General features: G+C 58.1%; 27 protein-coding genes and 1 pseudogene. 7 read left to right on the top strand and 21 right to left on the bottom strand.

All coding sequences use genetic code 11. From position 1 onward, the window contains the following. Positions 1–32 precede the first annotated feature (32 nt). Together AC0L2Z_RS11195 and AC0L2Z_RS11190 are read right to left on the bottom strand one after the other, a co-directional pair. Positions 33–1829: an acyl-CoA dehydrogenase gene (locus AC0L2Z_RS11195; protein ID WP_473627973.1), complete on the bottom strand. Its 1797-nt coding sequence runs from the start codon at positions 1827–1829 to the stop codon at positions 33–35. Positions 1830–2125: 296 nt separating this feature from the next. Then, positions 2126–2587: a MerR family transcriptional regulator gene (locus tag AC0L2Z_RS11190; RefSeq protein ID WP_473628054.1), complete on the bottom strand. Its 462-nt coding sequence runs from the start codon at positions 2585–2587 to the stop codon at positions 2126–2128. 455 nt (positions 2588–3042) lie between these two features. Between AC0L2Z_RS11190 and AC0L2Z_RS11185 the strand changes: the two genes are divergently transcribed. The 4 genes from AC0L2Z_RS11185 (at position 3043) to AC0L2Z_RS11170 (ending at position 4507) form a co-directional block, all read left to right on the top strand. Continuing rightward, positions 3043–3255 (top strand): hypothetical protein, encoded by a 213-nt coding sequence (locus tag AC0L2Z_RS11185; protein WP_473627971.1) that lies wholly within the window; start codon positions 3043–3045, stop codon positions 3253–3255. 223 nt (positions 3256–3478) lie between these two features. Continuing rightward, positions 3479–3802: a hypothetical protein gene (locus AC0L2Z_RS11180; RefSeq protein ID WP_473627969.1), complete on the top strand. Its 324-nt coding sequence runs from the start codon at positions 3479–3481 to the stop codon at positions 3800–3802. Positions 3803–3818: 16 nt separating this feature from the next. Further along, the gene (locus AC0L2Z_RS11175) at positions 3819–4043 is read left to right on the top strand and encodes a hypothetical protein (protein WP_473627968.1); all 225 of its coding nucleotides are present in this window, start codon (positions 3819–3821) and stop codon (positions 4041–4043) included. A 212-nt stretch (positions 4044–4255) separates the two neighbouring features. After that, entirely contained in the window at positions 4256–4507 is a 252-nt protein-coding gene (locus AC0L2Z_RS11170) for a hypothetical protein (protein WP_473627966.1), read from the top strand. A gap of 8 nt (positions 4508–4515) precedes the next feature. Here AC0L2Z_RS11170 and AC0L2Z_RS11165 read toward each other — a convergent pair whose 3' ends face one another. After that, positions 4516–5403 (bottom strand): ATP-dependent DNA ligase, encoded by an 888-nt coding sequence (locus tag AC0L2Z_RS11165; protein ID WP_473627964.1) that lies wholly within the window; start codon positions 5401–5403, stop codon positions 4516–4518. Positions 5404–6518: 1115 nt separating this feature from the next. On the opposite strand from AC0L2Z_RS11165, the gene AC0L2Z_RS11160 reads away from it, so the two are divergent. Continuing rightward, positions 6519–6926 carry a hypothetical protein gene (locus AC0L2Z_RS11160; protein WP_473627963.1) on the top strand — a complete coding sequence of 136 codons (408 nt, stop codon included), beginning with the start codon at positions 6519–6521 and terminating at the stop codon, positions 6924–6926. Positions 6927–7189: 263 nt separating this feature from the next. Here AC0L2Z_RS11160 and AC0L2Z_RS11155 read toward each other — a convergent pair whose 3' ends face one another. From AC0L2Z_RS11155 to AC0L2Z_RS11080, 16 genes and pseudogenes are all read right to left on the bottom strand, one after another. Continuing rightward, positions 7190–7825 carry a hypothetical protein gene (locus tag AC0L2Z_RS11155; protein ID WP_473627961.1) on the bottom strand — a complete coding sequence of 212 codons (636 nt, stop codon included), beginning with the start codon at positions 7823–7825 and terminating at the stop codon, positions 7190–7192. Between the two features lie 124 nt (positions 7826–7949). After that, the gene (locus tag AC0L2Z_RS11150; RefSeq protein WP_473627960.1) at positions 7950–8423 is read right to left on the bottom strand and encodes a nucleoside triphosphate pyrophosphohydrolase family protein; all 474 of its coding nucleotides are present in this window, start codon (positions 8421–8423) and stop codon (positions 7950–7952) included. Beyond that, on the bottom strand, positions 8420–8806 hold the full coding sequence (locus AC0L2Z_RS11145) for a CAP-Gly domain protein (RefSeq protein ID WP_473627959.1): 387 nt from the start codon (positions 8804–8806) through the stop codon (positions 8420–8422). Before AC0L2Z_RS11145 ends, AC0L2Z_RS11150 begins: the two co-directional genes overlap by 4 nt. Continuing rightward, complete coding sequence (locus tag AC0L2Z_RS11140) at positions 8803–9048, bottom strand: hypothetical protein (RefSeq protein WP_473627958.1); 246 nt, start codon at positions 9046–9048, stop codon at positions 8803–8805. Before AC0L2Z_RS11140 ends, AC0L2Z_RS11145 begins: the two co-directional genes overlap by 4 nt. Then, positions 9045–9881, bottom strand: a complete 837-nt coding sequence (locus AC0L2Z_RS11135) for a hypothetical protein (RefSeq protein ID WP_473627957.1) — start codon at positions 9879–9881, stop codon at positions 9045–9047. The genes AC0L2Z_RS11140 and AC0L2Z_RS11135 overlap by 4 nt, the downstream gene beginning before the upstream one ends. Beyond that, complete coding sequence (locus tag AC0L2Z_RS11130) at positions 9878–10237, bottom strand: hypothetical protein (protein ID WP_473627955.1); 360 nt, start codon at positions 10235–10237, stop codon at positions 9878–9880. Before AC0L2Z_RS11130 ends, AC0L2Z_RS11135 begins: the two co-directional genes overlap by 4 nt. Continuing rightward, the gene (locus AC0L2Z_RS11125; RefSeq protein ID WP_473627954.1) at positions 10237–10413 is read right to left on the bottom strand and encodes a hypothetical protein; all 177 of its coding nucleotides are present in this window, start codon (positions 10411–10413) and stop codon (positions 10237–10239) included. Before AC0L2Z_RS11125 ends, AC0L2Z_RS11130 begins: the two co-directional genes overlap by 1 nt. 380 nt (positions 10414–10793) lie before the next feature. Further along, positions 10794–12053 carry an oxidoreductase gene (locus AC0L2Z_RS11120; protein WP_473627953.1) on the bottom strand — a complete coding sequence of 420 codons (1260 nt, stop codon included), beginning with the start codon at positions 12051–12053 and terminating at the stop codon, positions 10794–10796. Then, positions 12050–12289 carry a hypothetical protein gene (locus AC0L2Z_RS11115; RefSeq protein ID WP_473627952.1) on the bottom strand — a complete coding sequence of 80 codons (240 nt, stop codon included), beginning with the start codon at positions 12287–12289 and terminating at the stop codon, positions 12050–12052. Before AC0L2Z_RS11115 ends, AC0L2Z_RS11120 begins: the two co-directional genes overlap by 4 nt. A gap of 151 nt (positions 12290–12440) precedes the next feature. Further along, positions 12441–12821 (bottom strand): hypothetical protein, encoded by a 381-nt coding sequence (locus AC0L2Z_RS11110; RefSeq protein WP_473627951.1) that lies wholly within the window; start codon positions 12819–12821, stop codon positions 12441–12443. A gap of 168 nt (positions 12822–12989) precedes the next feature. Beyond that, positions 12990–13400 (bottom strand): annotated as a pseudogene (locus tag AC0L2Z_RS11105) (beta-sandwich lipoprotein). A 29-nt stretch (positions 13401–13429) separates the two neighbouring features. After that, complete coding sequence (locus AC0L2Z_RS11100) at positions 13430–13642, bottom strand: hypothetical protein (RefSeq protein ID WP_473627949.1); 213 nt, start codon at positions 13640–13642, stop codon at positions 13430–13432. A gap of 171 nt (positions 13643–13813) precedes the next feature. Beyond that, a complete protein-coding gene (locus AC0L2Z_RS11095) occupies positions 13814–14083 on the bottom strand; it encodes a hypothetical protein (protein ID WP_473627947.1) in 270 nt (89 codons plus the stop codon). Between the two features lie 222 nt (positions 14084–14305). Next, positions 14306–14680, bottom strand: a complete 375-nt coding sequence (locus AC0L2Z_RS11090) for a hypothetical protein (protein WP_473627946.1) — start codon at positions 14678–14680, stop codon at positions 14306–14308. Further along, positions 14677–15270 (bottom strand): lysozyme, encoded by a 594-nt coding sequence (locus AC0L2Z_RS11085; protein WP_473627944.1) that lies wholly within the window; start codon positions 15268–15270, stop codon positions 14677–14679. Before AC0L2Z_RS11085 ends, AC0L2Z_RS11090 begins: the two co-directional genes overlap by 4 nt. Then, entirely contained in the window at positions 15257–15499 is a 243-nt protein-coding gene (locus AC0L2Z_RS11080; RefSeq protein ID WP_473627943.1) for a DUF7940 domain-containing protein, read from the bottom strand. Before AC0L2Z_RS11080 ends, AC0L2Z_RS11085 begins: the two co-directional genes overlap by 14 nt. A gap of 299 nt (positions 15500–15798) precedes the next feature. Between AC0L2Z_RS11080 and AC0L2Z_RS11075 the strand changes: the two genes are divergently transcribed. Together AC0L2Z_RS11075 and AC0L2Z_RS11070 are read left to right on the top strand one after the other, a co-directional pair. Continuing rightward, positions 15799–15987, top strand: a complete 189-nt coding sequence (locus AC0L2Z_RS11075) for a hypothetical protein (protein WP_473627942.1) — start codon at positions 15799–15801, stop codon at positions 15985–15987. Between the two features lie 263 nt (positions 15988–16250). Continuing rightward, on the top strand, positions 16251–16460 hold the full coding sequence (locus AC0L2Z_RS11070; protein ID WP_473627941.1) for a Flp family type IVb pilin: 210 nt from the start codon (positions 16251–16253) through the stop codon (positions 16458–16460). Between the two features lie 98 nt (positions 16461–16558). Here AC0L2Z_RS11070 and AC0L2Z_RS11065 read toward each other — a convergent pair whose 3' ends face one another. Continuing rightward, entirely contained in the window at positions 16559–17248 is a 690-nt protein-coding gene (locus AC0L2Z_RS11065) for a hypothetical protein (protein WP_473627939.1), read from the bottom strand. Beyond that, a complete protein-coding gene (locus AC0L2Z_RS11060) occupies positions 17245–17991 on the bottom strand; it encodes a hypothetical protein (RefSeq protein WP_473627937.1) in 747 nt (248 codons plus the stop codon). Before AC0L2Z_RS11060 ends, AC0L2Z_RS11065 begins: the two co-directional genes overlap by 4 nt. Between the last annotated feature and the right edge of the window lie 3 nt (positions 17992–17994).

Genomic DNA, 17994 nt, shown 5'->3' with positions numbered 1-17994 from the left:
CCCCCTCCCCTCGAGGGGAGGGAAAATCGAGCTTAGAACGCTTCCGCCGGCAGTGCCATTAATGTATCGGCGCCGCTGGAGATGCGGGCGAGGTGCGCCGACGTTTCCGGCATGATTCGCTCCATGAAGAAGCGCGCCGTCACCAGCTTGCTATCGTAGAACGCCGAAGAACCATTGGCGCCGTTCGCCAATTTCGCCCCGGCCGCCTTGGCCATCTGCGCCCACATATAGCCCAGCGCCACCAGGCCGAAGAGATGCATGTAGTCGGTCGAGGCGGCACCGGCGTTATCGGGCTTGGCCATGCCGTTCTGCATCAGCCACATCGTCGCCGCCTGCAGATCGTTGAGGCCCTTCTTCAGCGCCTTGGTAAAGGGCGCCATCTTCTCGTCAGTGCGGTTCTCCTCGCAGAACTCGCCGACCTCCTTGAAGAAGGCCTGCACGGCACGGCCGCCATTCAAGGCCAGCTTGCGGCCGACGAGGTCGAGCGCCTGGATGCCGTTGGCACCCTCGTAGATCATGGCGATGCGGGCATCGCGCACGAACTGGCTCATGCCGTGCTCTTCGATATAGCCGTGCCCGCCGAACACTTGCTGCGCCATCACTGCGTGGTCGAAACCCTTGTCGGTGAGCACGCCCTTGACCACCGGCGTCATCAGCCCGGTGTAGTCGTCGGCGGCCTGGCGGTCCCTGTCGTCACTGGCACGGTGGGCGATATCGGACTTGATCGCCGTCCACAGTGCCAGTGCGCGACCGGCCTCGTTGAAGGCCTTCATGGTCATCAGGCTGCGGCGGATATCGGGGTGGACGATGATCGGGTCGGCCTTCTTGTCCGGCGCCTTCGGCCCAGACACGGAGCGTCCCTGCAGGCGATCCTTGGCATAGGACACAGCGTTCTGGTAGGCGACCTCCGACAGAGAAAGCCCCTGCAGGCCGACGCCGAGCCTCGCTTCGTTCATCATCGTGAACATGGCTTTCAGCCCGCCATTCGTCTCGCCAAGCAGCGTGCCTTGTGCCTCGTCATAATTCATGACGCAGGTCGAATTGCCATGGATGCCCATCTTCTCCTCGATCGAGCCGCAGGAGACGGTGTTCTTCTCGCCAGGATTGCCTGATGCATCGAGCTTGAGTTTCGGCACGATGAACAGCGAAATGCCCTTCACGCCTTCCGGCGCGCCGTCGATGCGGGCCAGCACCAGGTGGACGATGTTGTCCGCCATGTCGTGCTCACCGGCCGATATGAAGATCTTCTGGCCTGAGATCCTGTAGGTGCCGTCGCCATTGGGAACCGCCCTGGTGCGCAGCAGGCCGAGATCGGTGCCGCAATGCGGCTCGGTCAGGTTCATGGTGCCGGTCCAGACGCCTTCGACCAGCTTCGGCAACCAGAGCGCCTTCTGCTCGTCGGTGCCATGGGTAATGATCGCGGCGATCGCGCCCTGCGTCAGGCCGGGGTACATCATCAGCGACATGTTGGCCGAAATCATATATTCGGAAACAGCGGTATGCACCGCGTAAGGCAGACCCTGGCCGCCAAATTCGACGGGTGCGGCCAGCCCCAACCAGCCGCCCTCGCGGTATTGGTCGAAGGCCTCCTTGAAGCCCTTCGGCGTCGTCACCGAACCGTCGCCATGGCGCTCGCAGCCTTCCATGTCGCCGACGCGGTTCAGCGGCTGCATGACATTTTCAGCGAGCTTGGCGCCCTCGGCGAGGATGGCCTCGACCACGTCCGGCGTCGCGTCGGAAAATCCGGGAAGATTGGAATAGCGCTGGTAGCCCAGCACTTCTTTCAGCACAAACAGCGTGTCCTGGACCGGCGCCCTGTAGATCGGCATGCATTTCCTCCACCATGCGGCCTTGGCCCCGAATCCCCAATGTGAAGTCAGACGGGCATGCGGACCAATGTTCAGGTCGGAATAGCAAAAGTTGACGTTTGCGTAAACGTCAATTTTTTGATGCGACAAATTAATCCCCGCCGCTCGCTCATAGCGTAACGGCGCTGGCCGTAGCCAGTCCGAACAGATTGAAAGATATTCGTCCCGTCGCAGCCGCAAGACAAAGGGAAGAGCCGCGCAGCCAAGGCCCACGCGGCTCTCTCCCAGAAGGCCGTTCACCGGAAGCGGGCGAAGAATTACCCGGCGACGCTGGCCTGCGGCGCCGAGCGTTCGCTCAGCATCTGACGCACCGCCGCCATCGAGTTGCTCAACTCGTTGATGGCATCGTCGATCAGAGCCCGCTGCTTCTGCAGGCGGGCAAGCTGCTTCTCCGACTTTTCGAGCGTCAGTCGCAACTGCTTGGTGTTGGAACCGCTGGGGTCGTAGAGGTCCATCATCTGCTTGACGTCGCGCAGCGAGAACCCGACCTTGCGGCCTAGCAGGATCAGCTTCAGCCGCGCCTTGTCGCGGCGCGTGTAGAGACGGGTCGAGCCGTCGCGCTGCGGATTGAGAAGGCCCTTGTCCTCGTAGAAACGCAGCGTACGCAGCGTTACTCCGTATTTCTTGGCCATCTCGCCGATGCGGACAAGATCCTCGCCGGCTTTATCGGACATGTCATTGGTATTGGCCGCGGCTTCGCCGGGCGAAACAAGTTTCATGGTCACTGGCTTTCCCCATCTGGTGGCGCCGCGGTCCTGGACCGTGCGTCGCCTGAGTCGAAGCGGGGGCGTGCTTCCACTCGTGGTTTCAACAAACAAAATCGCAAACGGCACAATCTGCACCCTTACGTTTACGTCAATTCTATACCGATAGCCGCCTCACGAAGCAAGGGCGTCGTGCGGGAGGACCTTTTTGCCGCATCCGCCACCGCATGGCCCGGCGGCGCTTCAGGCGCTCGTCAACATCGTTGCAACTTCTTAAGCTTGGTTAACGCGTTGTTAGCTAGGTTAGCGGCGCAAGCCGTTGATATCGCTAGCCAGTGTTACGGCGCGTTACCGTTGGCGTTATGGGCCTTGACATGGTGGCCAATGGCCACTATATGTGTCGTATCGAAAGAGGGAGATACGGACATGACTGAACAATTGCCAAGACCGCTCTTGTACTCGCCCGAATCATGAAGGGCGCGCAAGATAATGAAGCTGGCAATTTCGGGCATTTCTTCGGCCCGATGACGGATGCGGAATGGAACGCAGTTTGCGACCGCGCGGAAGAATTCATGCCCGACATCGACGTCACTGCTGAAGAGCGCGCCGCATGGTCTCGTGCTAGCCGCGATTTCAATGCAGAGCAGAGTGCGGAGCGCGTCGCATTCGCCTGTGATCGTTAGGTGCCATGACGCCCGATGAATACCGGGGTGCCCTCAAGCGGCTCGGACTATCGCACAATCGGGCCGCGCCCCTGTTGGGTGTCGACCTTAGAACTAGCAAACGGTGGGCTCTTGGCGAACGCGCCATACCCCCACCCGTCGCCCGCCTGCTCGCCTACATCGAGCGCTACGGCGTTGGGTTGGCGAAAGAGATGATGGACCGCGATAGCGGCAAGGAGGAATGATGAATCTGGAAGGTCTGGCGCGCGGTTTTCCGTTCGCAAAACTCGCGCCACTGCCGTGGAAAGTTATGGCCGGAGGAACGGGCATCGCTTGTTCGGACGAGGTGGGTAACAAGGTCTGCGCCACGACGGCCAATCATGTTTTCCCATCGCGCGGCGAGCGCGAGAGTATGGCCATAGCCAAGGAGATTACGTGCCGCGTCAACGCCCACGACGCGCTCGTGGCTGCGCTGAAAATGGCGCGAGCCGCGTCGATGGGCAAGGTTCGCGGTAGCGTCCTAAACGAAATCGACGCCGCACTTGCGCTTGCGCGCGGAGGGAAGTGATATGGGTGGTGGATGGATGACGCAAAAGCAATATGTGGACGCGCTGTCACGTCTTAATATCTCGCACCCCATGGCGGCAAGGCTGCTTGGAATTCAAGAAAGGACATCCCGTTATTACGCGAACGGCACCACTCCAGTGCCACTCATAATCAAGAAATTCCTCGCACACTTTGAGAAATATGGCGTTGATTTTGCCCATCAGATGTGGCTTGAAGACCTTCGTTCCGGTGCGCGCCAATGACCCTAGAATCCCTAGCCCGCACGATCGCCAAAGCCAGGCACGGCGCGGACGCGATGTGGGCGAACTGGCACCAGGCGTGCACCATATCTCCGCTGTCGATCACATCCTGAATGACTCTGCCTGCCATCCAGCCGATATAGCATCGATCCTTGACGATCGCCAGATCCGCGGCAGAATGTGCGCCTCGTCAATCGATAGGGACAGAACTATACATGCTACCTGGAATCTTTGAAGAAGTCCCATGGTCGGACTCGATCACGGATTACGACAGACAGAATTTCACGGTCTATTGTCAGATCCTCGACGCCTGCGCCGACGATGCCAGCATAGAGGAGATGGCAGATCTCATCCTCGGCATCGACCCGGCTATTGAACCGGTGCGCGCCCGCAACGCTGTCCGCAGCCATATCGACCGGGCAAACTGGATGGTAACGACCGGCTACAAGGAACTGTTCGCAGGCTGACTGCGGGCTCACTCGTCCCTAATCTCCTTCACAGACCCGTGCCGTAGCTTAGGCTCGCCACGTAGCGACCTCACAACGGCTTTGAAGCCTGGCGGCACCCATTCGACGTCAGCCGTGGCAACGGCCTTTGGCAGCCCTGCAGGCGGCTGCGGCTTGGCCTTCCGAACACGCCGCAGGAGACGTTCGCGGATTTCCTTCGTGAGCGATATGGATGGTGACCCGGCATACTTCCCGTCCCGCGCGACAATCGCCTCTGTGCGCTTACCGTTCTCGCGCTTGATGCCGAGCAGATCGAAGTTGCCCAACTCCCAGCATTTTATCTTCAGCCAGGATTCGCTTTCGCCGCTGCGATACGGGCTGCCGCGGCGCTTCGAGACCATGCCCTCCAAGTCCATCCTCTCGACGGTCGCATAGAAGTCGGCACCGCCGCCTTCGACGTGCTGGCTATACTGGATGATGCCTTCGGCCGGCTTGACCATATCCCACAGGATCGCCTTGCGCTCGATCGCCGGCAAGGAGCGCAAATCCTTGCCGTCAAGATGCATGATGTCAAAGGCTACGAAGGCCAGCAGTTCGGCGTTCCATGCCATGCGGGAGTGCATCTCGTGAAAGTTCGGCCTGCCGTCGGGATCGGGCGCTATCATCTCACCGTCTAGGATGAAGGACTTGGCCTTCATCCTCTCGGCTGCTGCGACGATGGGCCAGTATCGCTTTGACCAGTCTATGCCGGTTCTAGTGAGTGCTCGAGCGCCGGCCCAATCAAGAATGATCTGGGTACGGAATCCGTCGTATTTGATCTCATGCAGCCAGTCGTCGCTCACTGGTGGCGTTTCCACCAAGACCGGCTCTTGCGGCTTTATGAACTTCAGCCGGTCGGGGCTGGCGGTTTTACGCATGCACGAAACTCCAACGATCGCGATTCAATTAGCGAACGCTAAGTTGGTTCCGTTTCGATTCAAATGCTAGGCTAGGAATTTATTCCGCTGCGCGCTACACTCGTCCGATGGAGCTCTCAGAACTCACCGGCAAGGTCTATTACGAAGTTCGTTTCGATGACGTCGCCGACTGGTGGGTGCTCGGCGCGCGGTGCGGCTCGTGCGGCCACGAGGCACCGATAGACCGCGACCGACTCCAGCGCCGGTCAGGCGAGGCTTATCTAAGATTTGCCGCCAAGTACATTAGATGCACCGCATGTAACAACCGGCATCACAACCGGATTTATGTTGCTGGAAAACTTCCAAGGTGACGGTAGCGCTGCCACACGGATGATTATGCACAGTTGCCTAGAGACGCAGTCAATTTTCTATTAAGGCCAATTAAGATTTTGCTTACATAACAAATACCTCTTGCAGTCCGTCACGATTAGTTACAATACGATCATGGGCTTGATAACCCACACCCTACCTCGGCACGTTGTGTCGGTGTTTTGTGCGATTTGCTCGGTGGCAACGCACGTCCTGGCTTCGGCCGGGGGCGATGCGTTATGTCCAGGCGAAAGCTAAAAGCCATCGGCTCACCGCCGAGTGAGTTATCAACCCCCGGCTTGCCGCCCTAACGACGGCTTGTTGACGAAGCATTGAGGTGCGGACTTTGCGCTCTGCGCGGGAAAGAAAGGGATGCTCTAAACAAAGAAAGTGGTTTGGGTAAAATGGGCAACATGGCGATGCCGTCCGCTACCGGTAACGTGTATGAGGATAGTGACTGGCAATTCAAACTAGGGCAATGCGTATCGCACAAAGACCAGTCGATGCCATCTCTGGTTATGTGCAGGAACAAGGTAGGAAGACGAGGAGAGGTTTACGGGGTGCGATCGTTCGCAGCCGTGGATCCAAACAGAGACAGAATGATGCTAGGCGATAGCCTAGTCAACGTGGTGCCGGCGACCGGGCCATGCCAAGACTGTCTGCTGCTTAATACGGGATTGTGTCCCAGCGCTTTACGTTTAGCGCCCTAGGCTTGCGGCCCGCCAGCCGACAAGCTATAGGCCATGCATTCCATAGAGGGACAATGCATGGCCGCAACTATCGATAAGATTCGACCGGAACTACTCGAGATAAGCGACGCTGAGTTTGAGCGCAGGCAGGCCGAATTTGAACTGGCGGCCCGCGAGCGTAAGAGGCGCGCAGAGATCGCCGCCAAGGAAGCGCTGGCCGCAGAGGCAGGTGAGCGTGTTGATCGCGTGGTAGCAGATGTCAAATGGCTTCATGACAATGGATTGCTGCCCGAGCGCGTCACCCAAGGCTTTAGCCGCGGTGACGGCATGTTCTCGCCTGGCATGATCCTGCGCGCACCAACCGCAGAAAGCCTGGTGCCTCGCGAAAAGAAACCTGCCGGCGAGCGCAAGTTTCGCCGTCGCAAGGATCCGAAGACGGGCGAGTACATACCGTCAAAGGCTGCGCAGAAGGCAGGTGTCTCCTGAAAAGGAAATAGCCGCCCAAGCGTGAGCAAGGGCGGCTGTTGTTACCATTCAGGCGGACTTATTCCGGCCAGCCCATCCATCGTTTTAACGTTTGCCCAATCTTGGCAGCCGCTCCGCAGTGTTCGACATTGCGCCCCCATATGTCGTCATGTGCTCGCCGTGTGGTTCAGGGCTATCGTGGCAGACCCTCGCGTAGACAATTACCTGGTCGTATCCGTACTCGGTCGCAATGCGCTTCGCTGCGCTGATTGGGATTTCCTGCATCAGGCCCCACCAATCAGCTGCTGCAAGGCTTTCCGCGCCTTATCCTTCAACTCATCAACGGACGTCGCTCCAATGGTGGCGTCTGCGGCAATCGCAGCCTGTACAGCGTCGCTTTCGACGCCGGTCGGTCCTTCATGCCCTGGCCGATCGAGACGCCACACGGTGCCTCCCTGTGCGCGGAACCACGGCGCTTCATAGACGAGAGATTCCACCACGATAGGCCTTCCCGGGTAGCGCCTTCGAGCAAGCGCCACCTCAAGTCCGAGCGTCCAATCGACACCCATGGTCGAGCCCATGAAGTGCCCGAATTTCTCGAGGAAGAACCGCGGCGCAACACCTCCAGGCAATTCGTCGCTAGGCACGTCCTTCAGGTCGCCGTAGACCATCTCCCACGCCGTCTCTGCATCGATGCCAATGGCGATGAACCACTCTCGGGTCGCCTCCTTGCCCGACGCAAAGGTATGCACGGGTACGAATCCGAACTCGTCCTTGAGCAACTTGGCTACGGTGGACTTGCCGACGTTGCGCAGACCGGTGAGGCCAATCATGACTGGTTTGCCGCGTGCTGGCTCGCCATTGTCGTTGGCTGGTAGATCGTGTCCGCCCCAAGGGTCATATGCGAGGGCGGCGGTCATATGTACAAGCCTAAGATGGCGCCAGAAACGGCTGCGCAGCCATACCAAAGCAACGGATGGACAGACAATGTTAGCGACACAAGCGCACCGTGTCCGATTTTGCGGTAATCATCATACGTCATCCTCAATACCTCTTACCGCCAGCTATCATTCGAGCTCCGGGCTTATGGTCCGCCCGCACAGAGTTATAAGCGTCCTTCTCCATCGTCGCGCCGCCAAGGTCATATCTGAGTGCGCCAGCTAGATCGCAGATGCGGATAAGCGCGTCGCCAAGCTCGACTTCCCCCATCTTTCGATGCGGCAGTTTGTCGTCCATAAGGTCTTTGCGCAGCCCCTCCATTGCCTCTGAAAGCTCGCTTACCGCCAGCATGAGTTTGGTGGCGATGACATAGGGATTGGACGGAGAGGCATCGCCATCCCACCATCCTGCCGCAAGCGACTTGCCGTGGAAGTACGAGACGAGACCGTTGATGTGGTTGGCGCGAGCCGCTGCCGGCGCTTCTAAGCGGTTGTCGTTGGCTGGCCTGGCATACTTGCCTGTGCTGTAGCCAAAGTCCTCAGCATCATCGTAGTAGTGCCCGTTCGCTGTCAATTTCAAACATCCTCCTTAACTCGCTTCTTCACACCATCACCGCCATCGTCATCCTGAACAGGCACACCGCGCACTGGGCCTTCCGGTGCGTCGATCTTGAAATCCGGGTCGGTCGCAATGCGCTTGAAGAGAGCGAGCGGATCATTGACAGCCGGTCGAAAGCGCTTGGCGTTGAAGGGCGGATCGTCGTGGCCATAAGTCGGGCACACGCCGCGCTCGATTCCCTCAAGACGAACGCCGATGAACTCGCCATCGACATAACTGGCGTAAGGGCCAATCCAGCGGATTTTGTAGATCTGGCCCTCGGCCACAGGCAGCGGGATGGTTACGTGCGGTGGCGTCTTGGCGTCGATGCAGACGACTTCCTGTCCGACGTAGAAGGTGTTCATGATGTCTCCTCGGTAGGCACAATCTGGAAACGACCGTCGACTTGCCGCCACTGCGGCTTGCCATTGGCCACCCACGCGCGCATGTCCCGCAGGTTCTGATTTACGTTGCCGAACCGCTTGGCGTAGTGCACGGCACCAGCAACCGCCACTGCGTTTGCCGCCGCGACAATGGCCAGCGCACCAAGCGCCCCAGCCGACCACAAGATAGAATAGCCTGTCCACCAGATGATTTGCTCGGTCATGCGGCAGCCCTCGCCACATTACGAGAGAAGAACTCGAACGACGCCAGGAAGGCGTGTTCGGCCGTGGCCGGTGTCCAATACTGAAGGCTGACGCCCAGCGGCTTGTCGTAGCCACCCGCCCACGCGGCGACGCACGGTGCCATGTTGGCTCGCTCGTCGGCAATGATGTCGTGGTCGGCTTCGTGTACGACCTTCGGCATCTCCGGCGGCAAACCGAAGCGCTCACAAACGACCGCCATGACCCTGGCCTCGGCAGGCTTGTAGCCAGTAAGGAAAGGCTTCACGGGCCGCGGCACATCCACAAGGTAGGCTTCGCTTGCATCGTGCAGTAGCGCCCACAGAGCCACGGCGTGACCATACTGAGGGAACAGCCACCAAGCCAGATGATCGCTGTGCTCGGCTACGCTGTAGAACTGAAGGCAGTGGCCAGCGTACCGGCACTGCATGCTCAGCGCATGAGCGATGTCCTCAACAAACACCTCGTCTGCGCGCGGATCCATCGGCCAGAACTGTCGGCCGGTGAATGTCTGCATCCAATCACCGGATCGCGGCAGGCCTTCATTCCAATCCCTCTTGCGCTCAGTTGCCGCCGTAGGCACAACCTGGCGCAAGTTGTCGTTGGCCGTCCTTTGACCAGCCTGCAGTTTTCGCTCCTCTCGCAAGCGAAGGGCTTCATTGAATGTACCCATTGACGCATTTGCCTCTGCAACAGCGTTGGCTACGGCTCTCATCGGCCCAAACGTCTCTTGCGGCAGCGTGTCGTGCTCAACCCAATTGCGGGTGGTCTTTGCGTACGCCTCATATTCCCGATCAGTCTTCGCGTCGGGAATCATGCCGCCAACTCCGGCGCATACCAGCTCTCAACGCGATACACGCTGAAGCGCGTCCGAAACACGTCGCCTTCTTCGGACATGATGGTGCTTGTAGTTATTCGCTCACCGTCGCGGAACCGGCCTTTTGTGTCGCCATAGACCTGACCGCTCAAGCACGGCGCGCGGATGTCTGCTCCCCGCGGCACTCGGTAGGCATTGCGAAGCGTGCCGTTGACATTGTCGTTCATAGCTTTTTGCTCCTCCGCATCCACAGCCGCAAAGCCGCGCTCAATCCATCGCCGGCAGTCCTTTAGCGAAAGCTGTTCGGACTTCGCCAGTTCGGCCGTCATGATTTCAATCTGTCGTTGGCGGATCATTAAAGCACCTTCTCGGCTATGGCGCGGATGACGCCGCGCAGCTCATAAAAGTTCTTGGCCTCATCGATCGAATTCAGAAGGTATTCGCGGTCCAACTGCTTTTTGGCCTCGTACAGACCGACTTTCTCCTTGAGCACCTTGAGGCGAGGCACGTAGTCTAGCGGATCGAGTTTCACGCCTGGCACCCATGAACCAAAGCCCGCTCCAACTGCTGCGCAGTCATGTTGGCCACCATTCTTGCCAGTTCATGCTGCGGCCCCAGCCGGTTCGTTGTCATTGGCGAAAGGCCCGTCAAACAGTTTGCCTATGTCTTCCCACCGCTTCCTGCTCGCGCGCACGATTTCTCGCGCCGCATCGACTGCGGCATCGCGCGATTCGTAGATGTCGTAAGTTGAGAACGCCCGTCAGCCGGGAACGCGGAACTCTGTTATGTCAAACTTGTGCGACGTGTAGACTTCCTCCGTCACAAGGTCACCCTCAAGTAATTCGACCTCATATCCGTAAATGAAGTCACGATATTCTCGCTTGTAATTGATGACATACCGTGCGCAGCGCATTACGCAGCCTCCCTCACTGGTTCATTGTCGTTAGCTGCGACATATGCTCCCGCCACCATTTCTGGCGTCATGACGTTGCGACCGACATAGCCAAACCTCGAGTGGTAGTAGATGACCTTGGCAGACCGACCGGAGAGCCATCCGCCGTTAGCAGCATAGGCGTCTGGCGCCGCCAGCGTCTCGTGCTGCTCAACCTTCATGAGGTTGGTGGTTTTGAGCTCGTCGGCGTGCTTATGTCCGACGTGGGCATATGAGAACCGAGTGCGCCCGTAAGCCTGTCGGAACTTGCCGACAAACACGGAGTCGACGTTAGCAACGCCGCGACGGTGACCGTGATGATAAAAGAGAGTCACGTCGCCATGCTCAATCATGGAGTACGTGCCAGGATTGGTGTCTACCTTGATACGCGGCTCGTGGTCGTAGAAAGCGGCCAGCATCTCGCGCAACCAGACCTCGCTTGACGGGTCATGGTTGGCATCACTCATGATGATGTCGATTTCCTCGTGCTTCTCAAGCAGGAGGCGGATTACCGTCCGCACGATGCGAATGGCAGCCCGCACCATCTTCGGATAGCGCGTGTCGCCGTCGAGCAAATGGCCATGCTCTGGCGTGATGCTCTTGAACGAATCGTAATGGAGGAAATCGCCAAGCTGCGCAAACACGGCACGGCGAGCGGGTGGCGAGGTTGCGATGGCGGCAGCAAACCAGTCGACAATCAACCTTTCACCTATCGACAAATCATAGTCGCCGCCGCCCGTCTCCTCATTCCATGCGAGCGCGCCAAGGTGAGCGTCTGTGATGGTGTACTGGCAAAGAAGGTCGCCATTTGTCCACTGCGGCACAGCAACGGGATCTGCGCGCGGAATCTCTTCCTTGAGCGCCTCCACCGCAGCGCGCATGAACGCTGCGGCCTGTTCGCGGTCTGTGTCGGTCTTAATCCACTTGATGATTTCGCGGCCGTCCGGATCCACGAGCGCGCTAACGCCCTTGATCTTCTGGCCGGCAGGCATTTCGAATTGCTCGCCTCGTTCCGGCTTCTGCTGCACGAAGTCACCGTGCGGTGTACTCGTGGTTTGGCTAATGCGGAACCCCGGCAACACAGGCTTAAAGCCCATCATGCCGCGTTCAGCAGCCCGCTTCAGTTGCGACTTGAGCGTGCTGTCTGGGATGCCAAGCGCGCGCGCTGCGGCCGCCGATGATGGATGAGCCTGGCGAGCCACAACTGCGGCCGCGAGTGCTTCGTCTGTATGCGGGATCAATTGGCGGATTCCTTGTTGTCGATCATGAAAGAGCCTGCCACCCAAGAGACCAATGCAGCCAAACCTATTGCTGGCGTGTAGTCTCCCCTCTCCCAAAAGAACGGGATAATTTCCGTAAGCCAAAACCATATTCCGATTGCGGCCATGACAAGGAAGGTAAGCAAGCCAAAAGCAACAAGGGCAATTCCAATTTGCCTAATCCAACCCGCGTCGCCGTTCTCTTGCGTCCCGCTCATCGTCAGTCTCCTTGTCCCAATTAAGCGCATCGCCGTATGACCAGACGCCGCCTCTTGCGTCGCCTAGCCAGACCTTGCCGCCCTTGCGGGGCGACAGCCGGCCAGCAATACGGCCAGTGCGGTAGGCGTATGTAGTCGCCTGGCTGGATGGTCATGCTGCCAGTGCGTCGGCCAGATCGGCAAGCACCTTGGATGCTTCACGTAGCTGTAGCGCCGAATACCCGCATGACGAGGAAATGAATACCGGAACGCCGTAGACGCCAGCCTCGCCTACCTCAACAATTCCATAGGTGCCTGGCGCAATCTCGCGGCTCGTCACAATGCGGATGGGCGATGCTTTGTCGAAGTGAGTTTCGATGTCTTCCGCAGGCCATGTGTGCCGAGTGCTCTCAACGTTTTCGTTGTCGTCCGTGACATAGAAACAACCGGGCCGATACTCCTTGGCAATCTCATATTCTTTGCCGACCGTGTACATCGACGCCCTAAATACGCCGCGCCACTTTAGCTTATCACCAACCTTAAACTTCGCCATATCCCTCACCCTCCCACACTAAGCTGCGGCCTCTCGGCCTGCTTGTCCTCGTCGCCTTGCACTGGCGGCTCGCCGTCATAAGAGACGGCGCCACCAAGGGAAGTCGCGGCAAGAATGCGCATTGGTGTTCCCCTTGTTTGTTTAAAAGGCAGGCCAAAGCCTGCCGTATTAGTTCCGGTTGGTCGTCAACTCGCCAGCATCTCCCCTGAAGTCGAAATCGGGCAGGATCGTCTGTGGCTTGAAGGTCACTCTGTAGTGGTAGACGCTGACATCTGCGGACTCCATCTGCTAAACGAAGTAGGTCACGTTGTCGGACAGGCCGAGGAAGTGCTTTTTGAAGGCATTCGGTCCCGTCTTGCATGTGACTGAGAGTTGCCCCGAACTGTCGGCATTGCCGAGCGAACAGCGACCCTCGATGGTCAACATGTAACCGCCAGTGATGCCGTTATAGAAGATGATGCGGCGGTCGATCTCGAAGTAGTCTGCCGCCTTCGAGAGATTTTTGGACGCGATATCCGCATCCGTACACGCCGACAGGGCAAGAGAGCCCAAGAGTGCAGCGACTATGGCTTTCTTCATTGGTCCGCTCCTCGTTGCCGTTAGTCGCGTTAAGCGACCAACTCCTCCAATTTTGACTTGATGCGCGTCGCGCGATTGACCTCAGCGGTGGCCGCGTCATGGGCTTCTTCGGCTGCCTTCTTGTTTTCCAGTTCGGCGTATGCTCGCTTAGCGTGATGATTGATCGCCCGCTCCAGGCGGTCGATACCCTTCATAATGCTCGTAATGGCTCCATCGACAGACGGAGCGCCAAACAGTTTCATAGTATTCTCCTCAATGCTGGGTAGGCAGCGATTCGAACTGCTGTATATGATGAATAATATGCCCGTTTGCATCTTGTGTCAAGTAAAAAGGTAAACGGGCATACGGACACGGCCAACAAAAAAACCCGCCAGCTTGTCGGCTGGCGGGCTTCGGAAACATTAGGTGTTGAATTAGGAGCGGGAGGGCTTAGGCTGCTCGAACACGCGATCAAGGCGTTGATTAACGCCATCGATGCGATCTGCAACCCCATCTATCGCCTTCATAATCTGAGTGGTTTGCTCGGCCAGTCCCACCTTCGTGACGTAATTCTCTGCCACGTAGAGCTTATGTGATGCCAAGTCATCGCGCACTTTGCCGATAAGCGCGCCCCACCGCCAATAGATACCGCCAACCGCGCCCGCGACCGCGATCACTAGATAAACCATCTGCTCTGCTGTCATTTATTCATCGCCTTACCACGAAGTTCCGCATCGCGGTCATTATAGAAATCGCGCAACGCCTTCAGGCGCTTCCCGCATTGTATGAGAGCCTTGCGATCGGAGATCCATAGCCGTTCGACATCGTGTTGCGTGATGGCACCTTGCGGTAGACGAGCCGGACCTAAACACAGGACCACCAAGGCGAGGTCAGGCTCGCTTAACACAGGCGGCGGCGGAAATACATTAATGGATCGAGTCGATACGCAGCCGGCTGCCGTCAGACAGGCAAACGCGATCACGATCAGGGTCAGCGTCCGCTTCATCTGAGAGTTCCTTGATTTTCAATTCTAACGCGACGTTCTCGGACTCGAGTTCGGCCAGGCGCTTCGCCTCAAGGGCTTTCGCCAGAGCGTTGGCTTGTGCTTGCCGCGACACTTCCGCGTTGTACGCCTCGGCGATGGCCACCTCGCGCTGATTATATTTCAGCGTCCACTCGGCGTCTTTGTTGCTAGCGCCGGCATGGTATGTGTAGCCAAGCACCGCAGCGATTGCCGCAGCGGCTACTGCGTACACGATTAGTGAGGCGTATCCGCCCGTAACAAGGTCAAGCCACTTCATGACACCTCACCCGAAATAGGCAGCCCCGATACGCAAAGTTCCGCCTCGCCGATGCGCTGCGCGTCACCCATCTCACGACGCTTGACCAAACCATTAACGACCTGGCCACCGGCCTTATTAAAGGCTGTCTGTGCTTCGCAGGCTTGTCGATATTTGCCGTCACGGGTTAGGCGTGCCGCAGTGGATTTGCAGGCTGCGCTAACACCAAAGTTATAGGCACCCGAAATAAGCGACGCCTGCAGGCTTATTGGCTTACCCTCAAACTCAGCAATGCACTTCGTTAGCGGCTTGTAATAGTCATTGGTGACGCGCTTGATAAGCATCGCATCGCACTCGGCCTTTGTCTTGGTCATGCCAGGAACGATGCCCTTAGTCTCGCCGTAGCAGATATCCCAAATCTTCGCGTAACGGTCCCAATGCGATTTGAGCACCAATCCCTCCCATGGGATGATAAGGGAGTTGACGGCAAGCGCTACCGCGGGAGGCGTGGACGCTGGCCATAGGGTGCCGCCTATCGCCAGCCCGCCAGCGAGCACGGCAGCAATCGCGGCCTTGGCGCGCTTGGAGGATGCAATCTTATTTATCGGCATTACCGTCTCCCGATATTGTTTTCTGCGGTATGAACCTTCCCGCAAGGCCGAGAATGCCGAACGTCACACCAAGACCGGCGAACCAGCCGCGCGAGATAGGCAGCAGCCCGTCGAATAGAGTCCAGAAGTTAGCGATGACATCGAGGACGCCAAAGAAGATTGATATGGCCACAAAGTGGACGCTGTAGGCGTGACAAAGCACCGCCTTCCAGTCTGGTATCAGTTTCATAGTGGATCCTTAATTGTCTCGCATCTCCCACAGCGCCAACTCGATCGCGCAGTGATTAGGCTCGACCAGATGCGACATGAGGCGGCAAAAGAGACAGTCCGGCTGCAATGCGGCTATGCGTGCGCATAGTGTTTGGCCACGCAGCCCGCCTAGTGCGTAGTTAAGCGCGCGCGAAATGGTGCCAAAGATAGTCATTTGGCGGCTCCATAATGGAGTTGCATATAGTGGAAATAGTGGCTATAAAATAGCGAACCTGCAGAGCGTTACGAGCGCTAAGCAGGTTCTAACCAAGCCAACCTTTGAAGGAGGTCGAAATGGCTACCCGTATTTTAGCATCCCATGAAATGATGGCGCAAGGTCGCGCGTTTGATGACATCGCATCTATCCTGACGCGGCCGGCTGCTGGCTGGCACCTGTTGGCGCAGCGGATGATGTTCGGCATCGCGATCGGTCTTGGCCTTGCCGCCGGGCTGGCGTTTGCCGGCTAGCCGCACCGCCAATAATAACGGGTTATACACTCGGCGGCACGCCTGTATCGGACTGCATCTATGGTTAAATTGCCGAATTTCTACGCAGAATCACGGGCTTATCTTTGTTTTGCCTTGTGATTTGAAAGGCTGAGAGTTAACGAATTGTTAAAATTCCGTTGACACTTACCCGACGCAAGAACACGATTGCAGTCAGGACGAGGGGTTCAAGCAGAGTTTCGCAACTGCCCCGTCCATTTGGGTAAAAGGGGAGTGCGTACAACATGAAAAAGCTTATCAGCGTGGCCAAGCAGTTCCGCGACGAAGAGTCCGGCGCCGCAATGGTTGAATATTCCATCCTCATCGGTATCATTGCCGTCGCTGCGATCGGCTTCATCATCGGTATCGGCGGCTGGGTCACCGGGCGCTTCACACAACTATGCACCGCGCTCGATGGCACGGTAGGCACCTGCGCTACCGGCGCCGGAAGCTAATTCGAAACAAGCGTGCCGGCCGTCGTTGAACCCGAACCGGCGCGCCTTAGGGCGGCGGACCTGCGTGTGAGCTTCCACACAGGTCCGCCGTTTTTTACTCAAACCCATGAAGCCGCGACAACGCGACGAGAATCGGCTCCTGTATCGCCAGGGTCATTTCCGGACGCCGTTTCGGTCGTGTTGACCGACCACACCACCATTCTCAACACTGTTTCCATCAAATCGTTTAGGTCTTCGGCTGGCGTATCCGCGCCGTTGTAGCTTGCCGATGAGGCTGATGTGCCCGCGGCGATGCCAGCGCAGACCAGCCATCCGCCGTTCTGTACAGCGATGTCGGGAACAGTCAGAGGGTTCGTTGACCCGGCATTCGATCCACTGTCCAGTGCTGTCGGGTTCGACGGGATGACGCGGTAAGTGAGTGCCCGGCAAGCCAGGAGAATTCCGGTATCGCTGGTGTTGCCGACAACGACATTCGCTGTCGTTCCGGTCGGCACCGCGGCTTGCCAGATTCCGACGCCATGACCTGAAGCTGCGTGAGATTTCACGACAAGCGCGGCAGACACTCCGCCAATCGTTATGTTGATTGGAAATCGGTCTGTTGCGCCAAGCCGCCAGAGCAAGACGAGAGGGACCATGCGACTGGCGTCCGCCGCACCGATATCCATTGCCGTGAATGTGTAGTTGGAGGCGTTGGTGTCGCTGAAATCGGTATCCCGGTATTCGCCGATTGGTCCCGGTGGAGGCCCACCGCCGCCGCCAAAGCGGCCTGACTGCACCATCATGCTCATGTGCGGGTGCCGATCAAATATACCTTGAGGCCAGCGGCACCAGTTCCAGCCACGTCGATGTCGATGGTGATCTCGGCATCGTCAGCGAGGGATGTGTCGGAGATGACAGCAGCAACGGCTGCCGTCGTGCTGGTTTTCTCGCTCGCATCGATGGTCAGCTTGGTTGACAGAATCGTTGCGCCGCTTTCGTTGATATCGATGGTCGGCGTGCCGGACGAGGAGTGCGTTGTGAGTGACGCCCTGACTGCGGAAAGCGTGAACGCATACGGCATCCGAAACGTGACTTTGGCCGTTCCGGTCGTGATTGCCGTCGTTTCGTCGCCAACGGCAATAATCAGGGACTCGGTCGGATTTGCTACGGCGCCACCCACTGTGATAGCGGCGCCAACCAAGCCGTCCGTGGTGCCGTCAGTGTAGCATAGCGCCAACTTGAGCGGCCCAACCGAGACCGTCGTAGCTCCCTTGGTGACCGTGATACTGTCCACGGCATCCGGATTATAAACCCAGAACGGGCGCTTGACAGCGGGTAGCGTCAGGACGCGTGTTGCCGATAGGTTGCTCCCTATGAAGATGTTTGCCGACCGAAACTGCGTGCTGGTCAACGTGACATTGCCCGCGGTGAAATCTACAGTATAGGTATCAGCCAACGCATTGCCGAGCGCGGCATCGCCGTCGTTCGATGTTTGCCACTGGCCATCGGCCTGGCCATCAGCGATGGCCGGGAGGTTCAAATCATTTGCCATGAA

The organism is Mesorhizobium sp. WSM4850 (genome assembly GCF_055811735.1).
This window is presented reverse-complemented; position numbering and strand designations above follow the sequence as displayed.

Coding starts and splice junctions, on each gene's coding strand:
- AC0L2Z_RS11195 (WP_473627973.1), bottom strand. CDS start 1,829: ATGCCGATCTACAGGGCGCCGGTCCAGGACACGCTGTTTGTGCTGAAA.
- AC0L2Z_RS11190 (WP_473628054.1), bottom strand. CDS start 2,587: ATGAAACTTGTTTCGCCCGGCGAAGCCGCGGCCAATACCAATGACATG.
- AC0L2Z_RS11185 (WP_473627971.1), top strand. CDS start 3,043: ATGAAGGGCGCGCAAGATAATGAAGCTGGCAATTTCGGGCATTTCTTC.
- AC0L2Z_RS11180 (WP_473627969.1), top strand. CDS start 3,479: ATGAATCTGGAAGGTCTGGCGCGCGGTTTTCCGTTCGCAAAACTCGCG.
- AC0L2Z_RS11175 (WP_473627968.1), top strand. CDS start 3,819: ATGACGCAAAAGCAATATGTGGACGCGCTGTCACGTCTTAATATCTCG.
- AC0L2Z_RS11170 (WP_473627966.1), top strand. CDS start 4,256: ATGCTACCTGGAATCTTTGAAGAAGTCCCATGGTCGGACTCGATCACG.
- AC0L2Z_RS11165 (WP_473627964.1), bottom strand. CDS start 5,403: ATGCGTAAAACCGCCAGCCCCGACCGGCTGAAGTTCATAAAGCCGCAA.
- AC0L2Z_RS11160 (WP_473627963.1), top strand. CDS start 6,519: ATGGCCGCAACTATCGATAAGATTCGACCGGAACTACTCGAGATAAGC.
- AC0L2Z_RS11155 (WP_473627961.1), bottom strand. CDS start 7,825: ATGACCGCCGCCCTCGCATATGACCCTTGGGGCGGACACGATCTACCA.
- AC0L2Z_RS11145 (WP_473627959.1), bottom strand. CDS start 8,806: ATGAACACCTTCTACGTCGGACAGGAAGTCGTCTGCATCGACGCCAAG.
- AC0L2Z_RS11140 (WP_473627958.1), bottom strand. CDS start 9,048: ATGACCGAGCAAATCATCTGGTGGACAGGCTATTCTATCTTGTGGTCG.
- AC0L2Z_RS11135 (WP_473627957.1), bottom strand. CDS start 9,881: ATGATTCCCGACGCGAAGACTGATCGGGAATATGAGGCGTACGCAAAG.
- AC0L2Z_RS11130 (WP_473627955.1), bottom strand. CDS start 10,237: ATGATCCGCCAACGACAGATTGAAATCATGACGGCCGAACTGGCGAAG.
- AC0L2Z_RS11115 (WP_473627952.1), bottom strand. CDS start 12,289: ATGAGCGGGACGCAAGAGAACGGCGACGCGGGTTGGATTAGGCAAATT.
- AC0L2Z_RS11110 (WP_473627951.1), bottom strand. CDS start 12,821: ATGGCGAAGTTTAAGGTTGGTGATAAGCTAAAGTGGCGCGGCGTATTT.
- AC0L2Z_RS11100 (WP_473627949.1), bottom strand. CDS start 13,642: ATGAAACTGTTTGGCGCTCCGTCTGTCGATGGAGCCATTACGAGCATT.
- AC0L2Z_RS11095 (WP_473627947.1), bottom strand. CDS start 14,083: ATGACAGCAGAGCAGATGGTTTATCTAGTGATCGCGGTCGCGGGCGCG.
- AC0L2Z_RS11090 (WP_473627946.1), bottom strand. CDS start 14,680: ATGAAGTGGCTTGACCTTGTTACGGGCGGATACGCCTCACTAATCGTG.
- AC0L2Z_RS11085 (WP_473627944.1), bottom strand. CDS start 15,270: ATGCCGATAAATAAGATTGCATCCTCCAAGCGCGCCAAGGCCGCGATT.
- AC0L2Z_RS11080 (WP_473627943.1), bottom strand. CDS start 15,499: ATGAAACTGATACCAGACTGGAAGGCGGTGCTTTGTCACGCCTACAGC.
- AC0L2Z_RS11070 (WP_473627941.1), top strand. CDS start 16,251: ATGAAAAAGCTTATCAGCGTGGCCAAGCAGTTCCGCGACGAAGAGTCC.
- AC0L2Z_RS11065 (WP_473627939.1), bottom strand. CDS start 17,248: ATGAGCATGATGGTGCAGTCAGGCCGCTTTGGCGGCGGCGGTGGGCCT.
- AC0L2Z_RS11060 (WP_473627937.1), bottom strand. CDS start 17,991: ATGGCAAATGATTTGAACCTCCCGGCCATCGCTGATGGCCAGGCCGAT.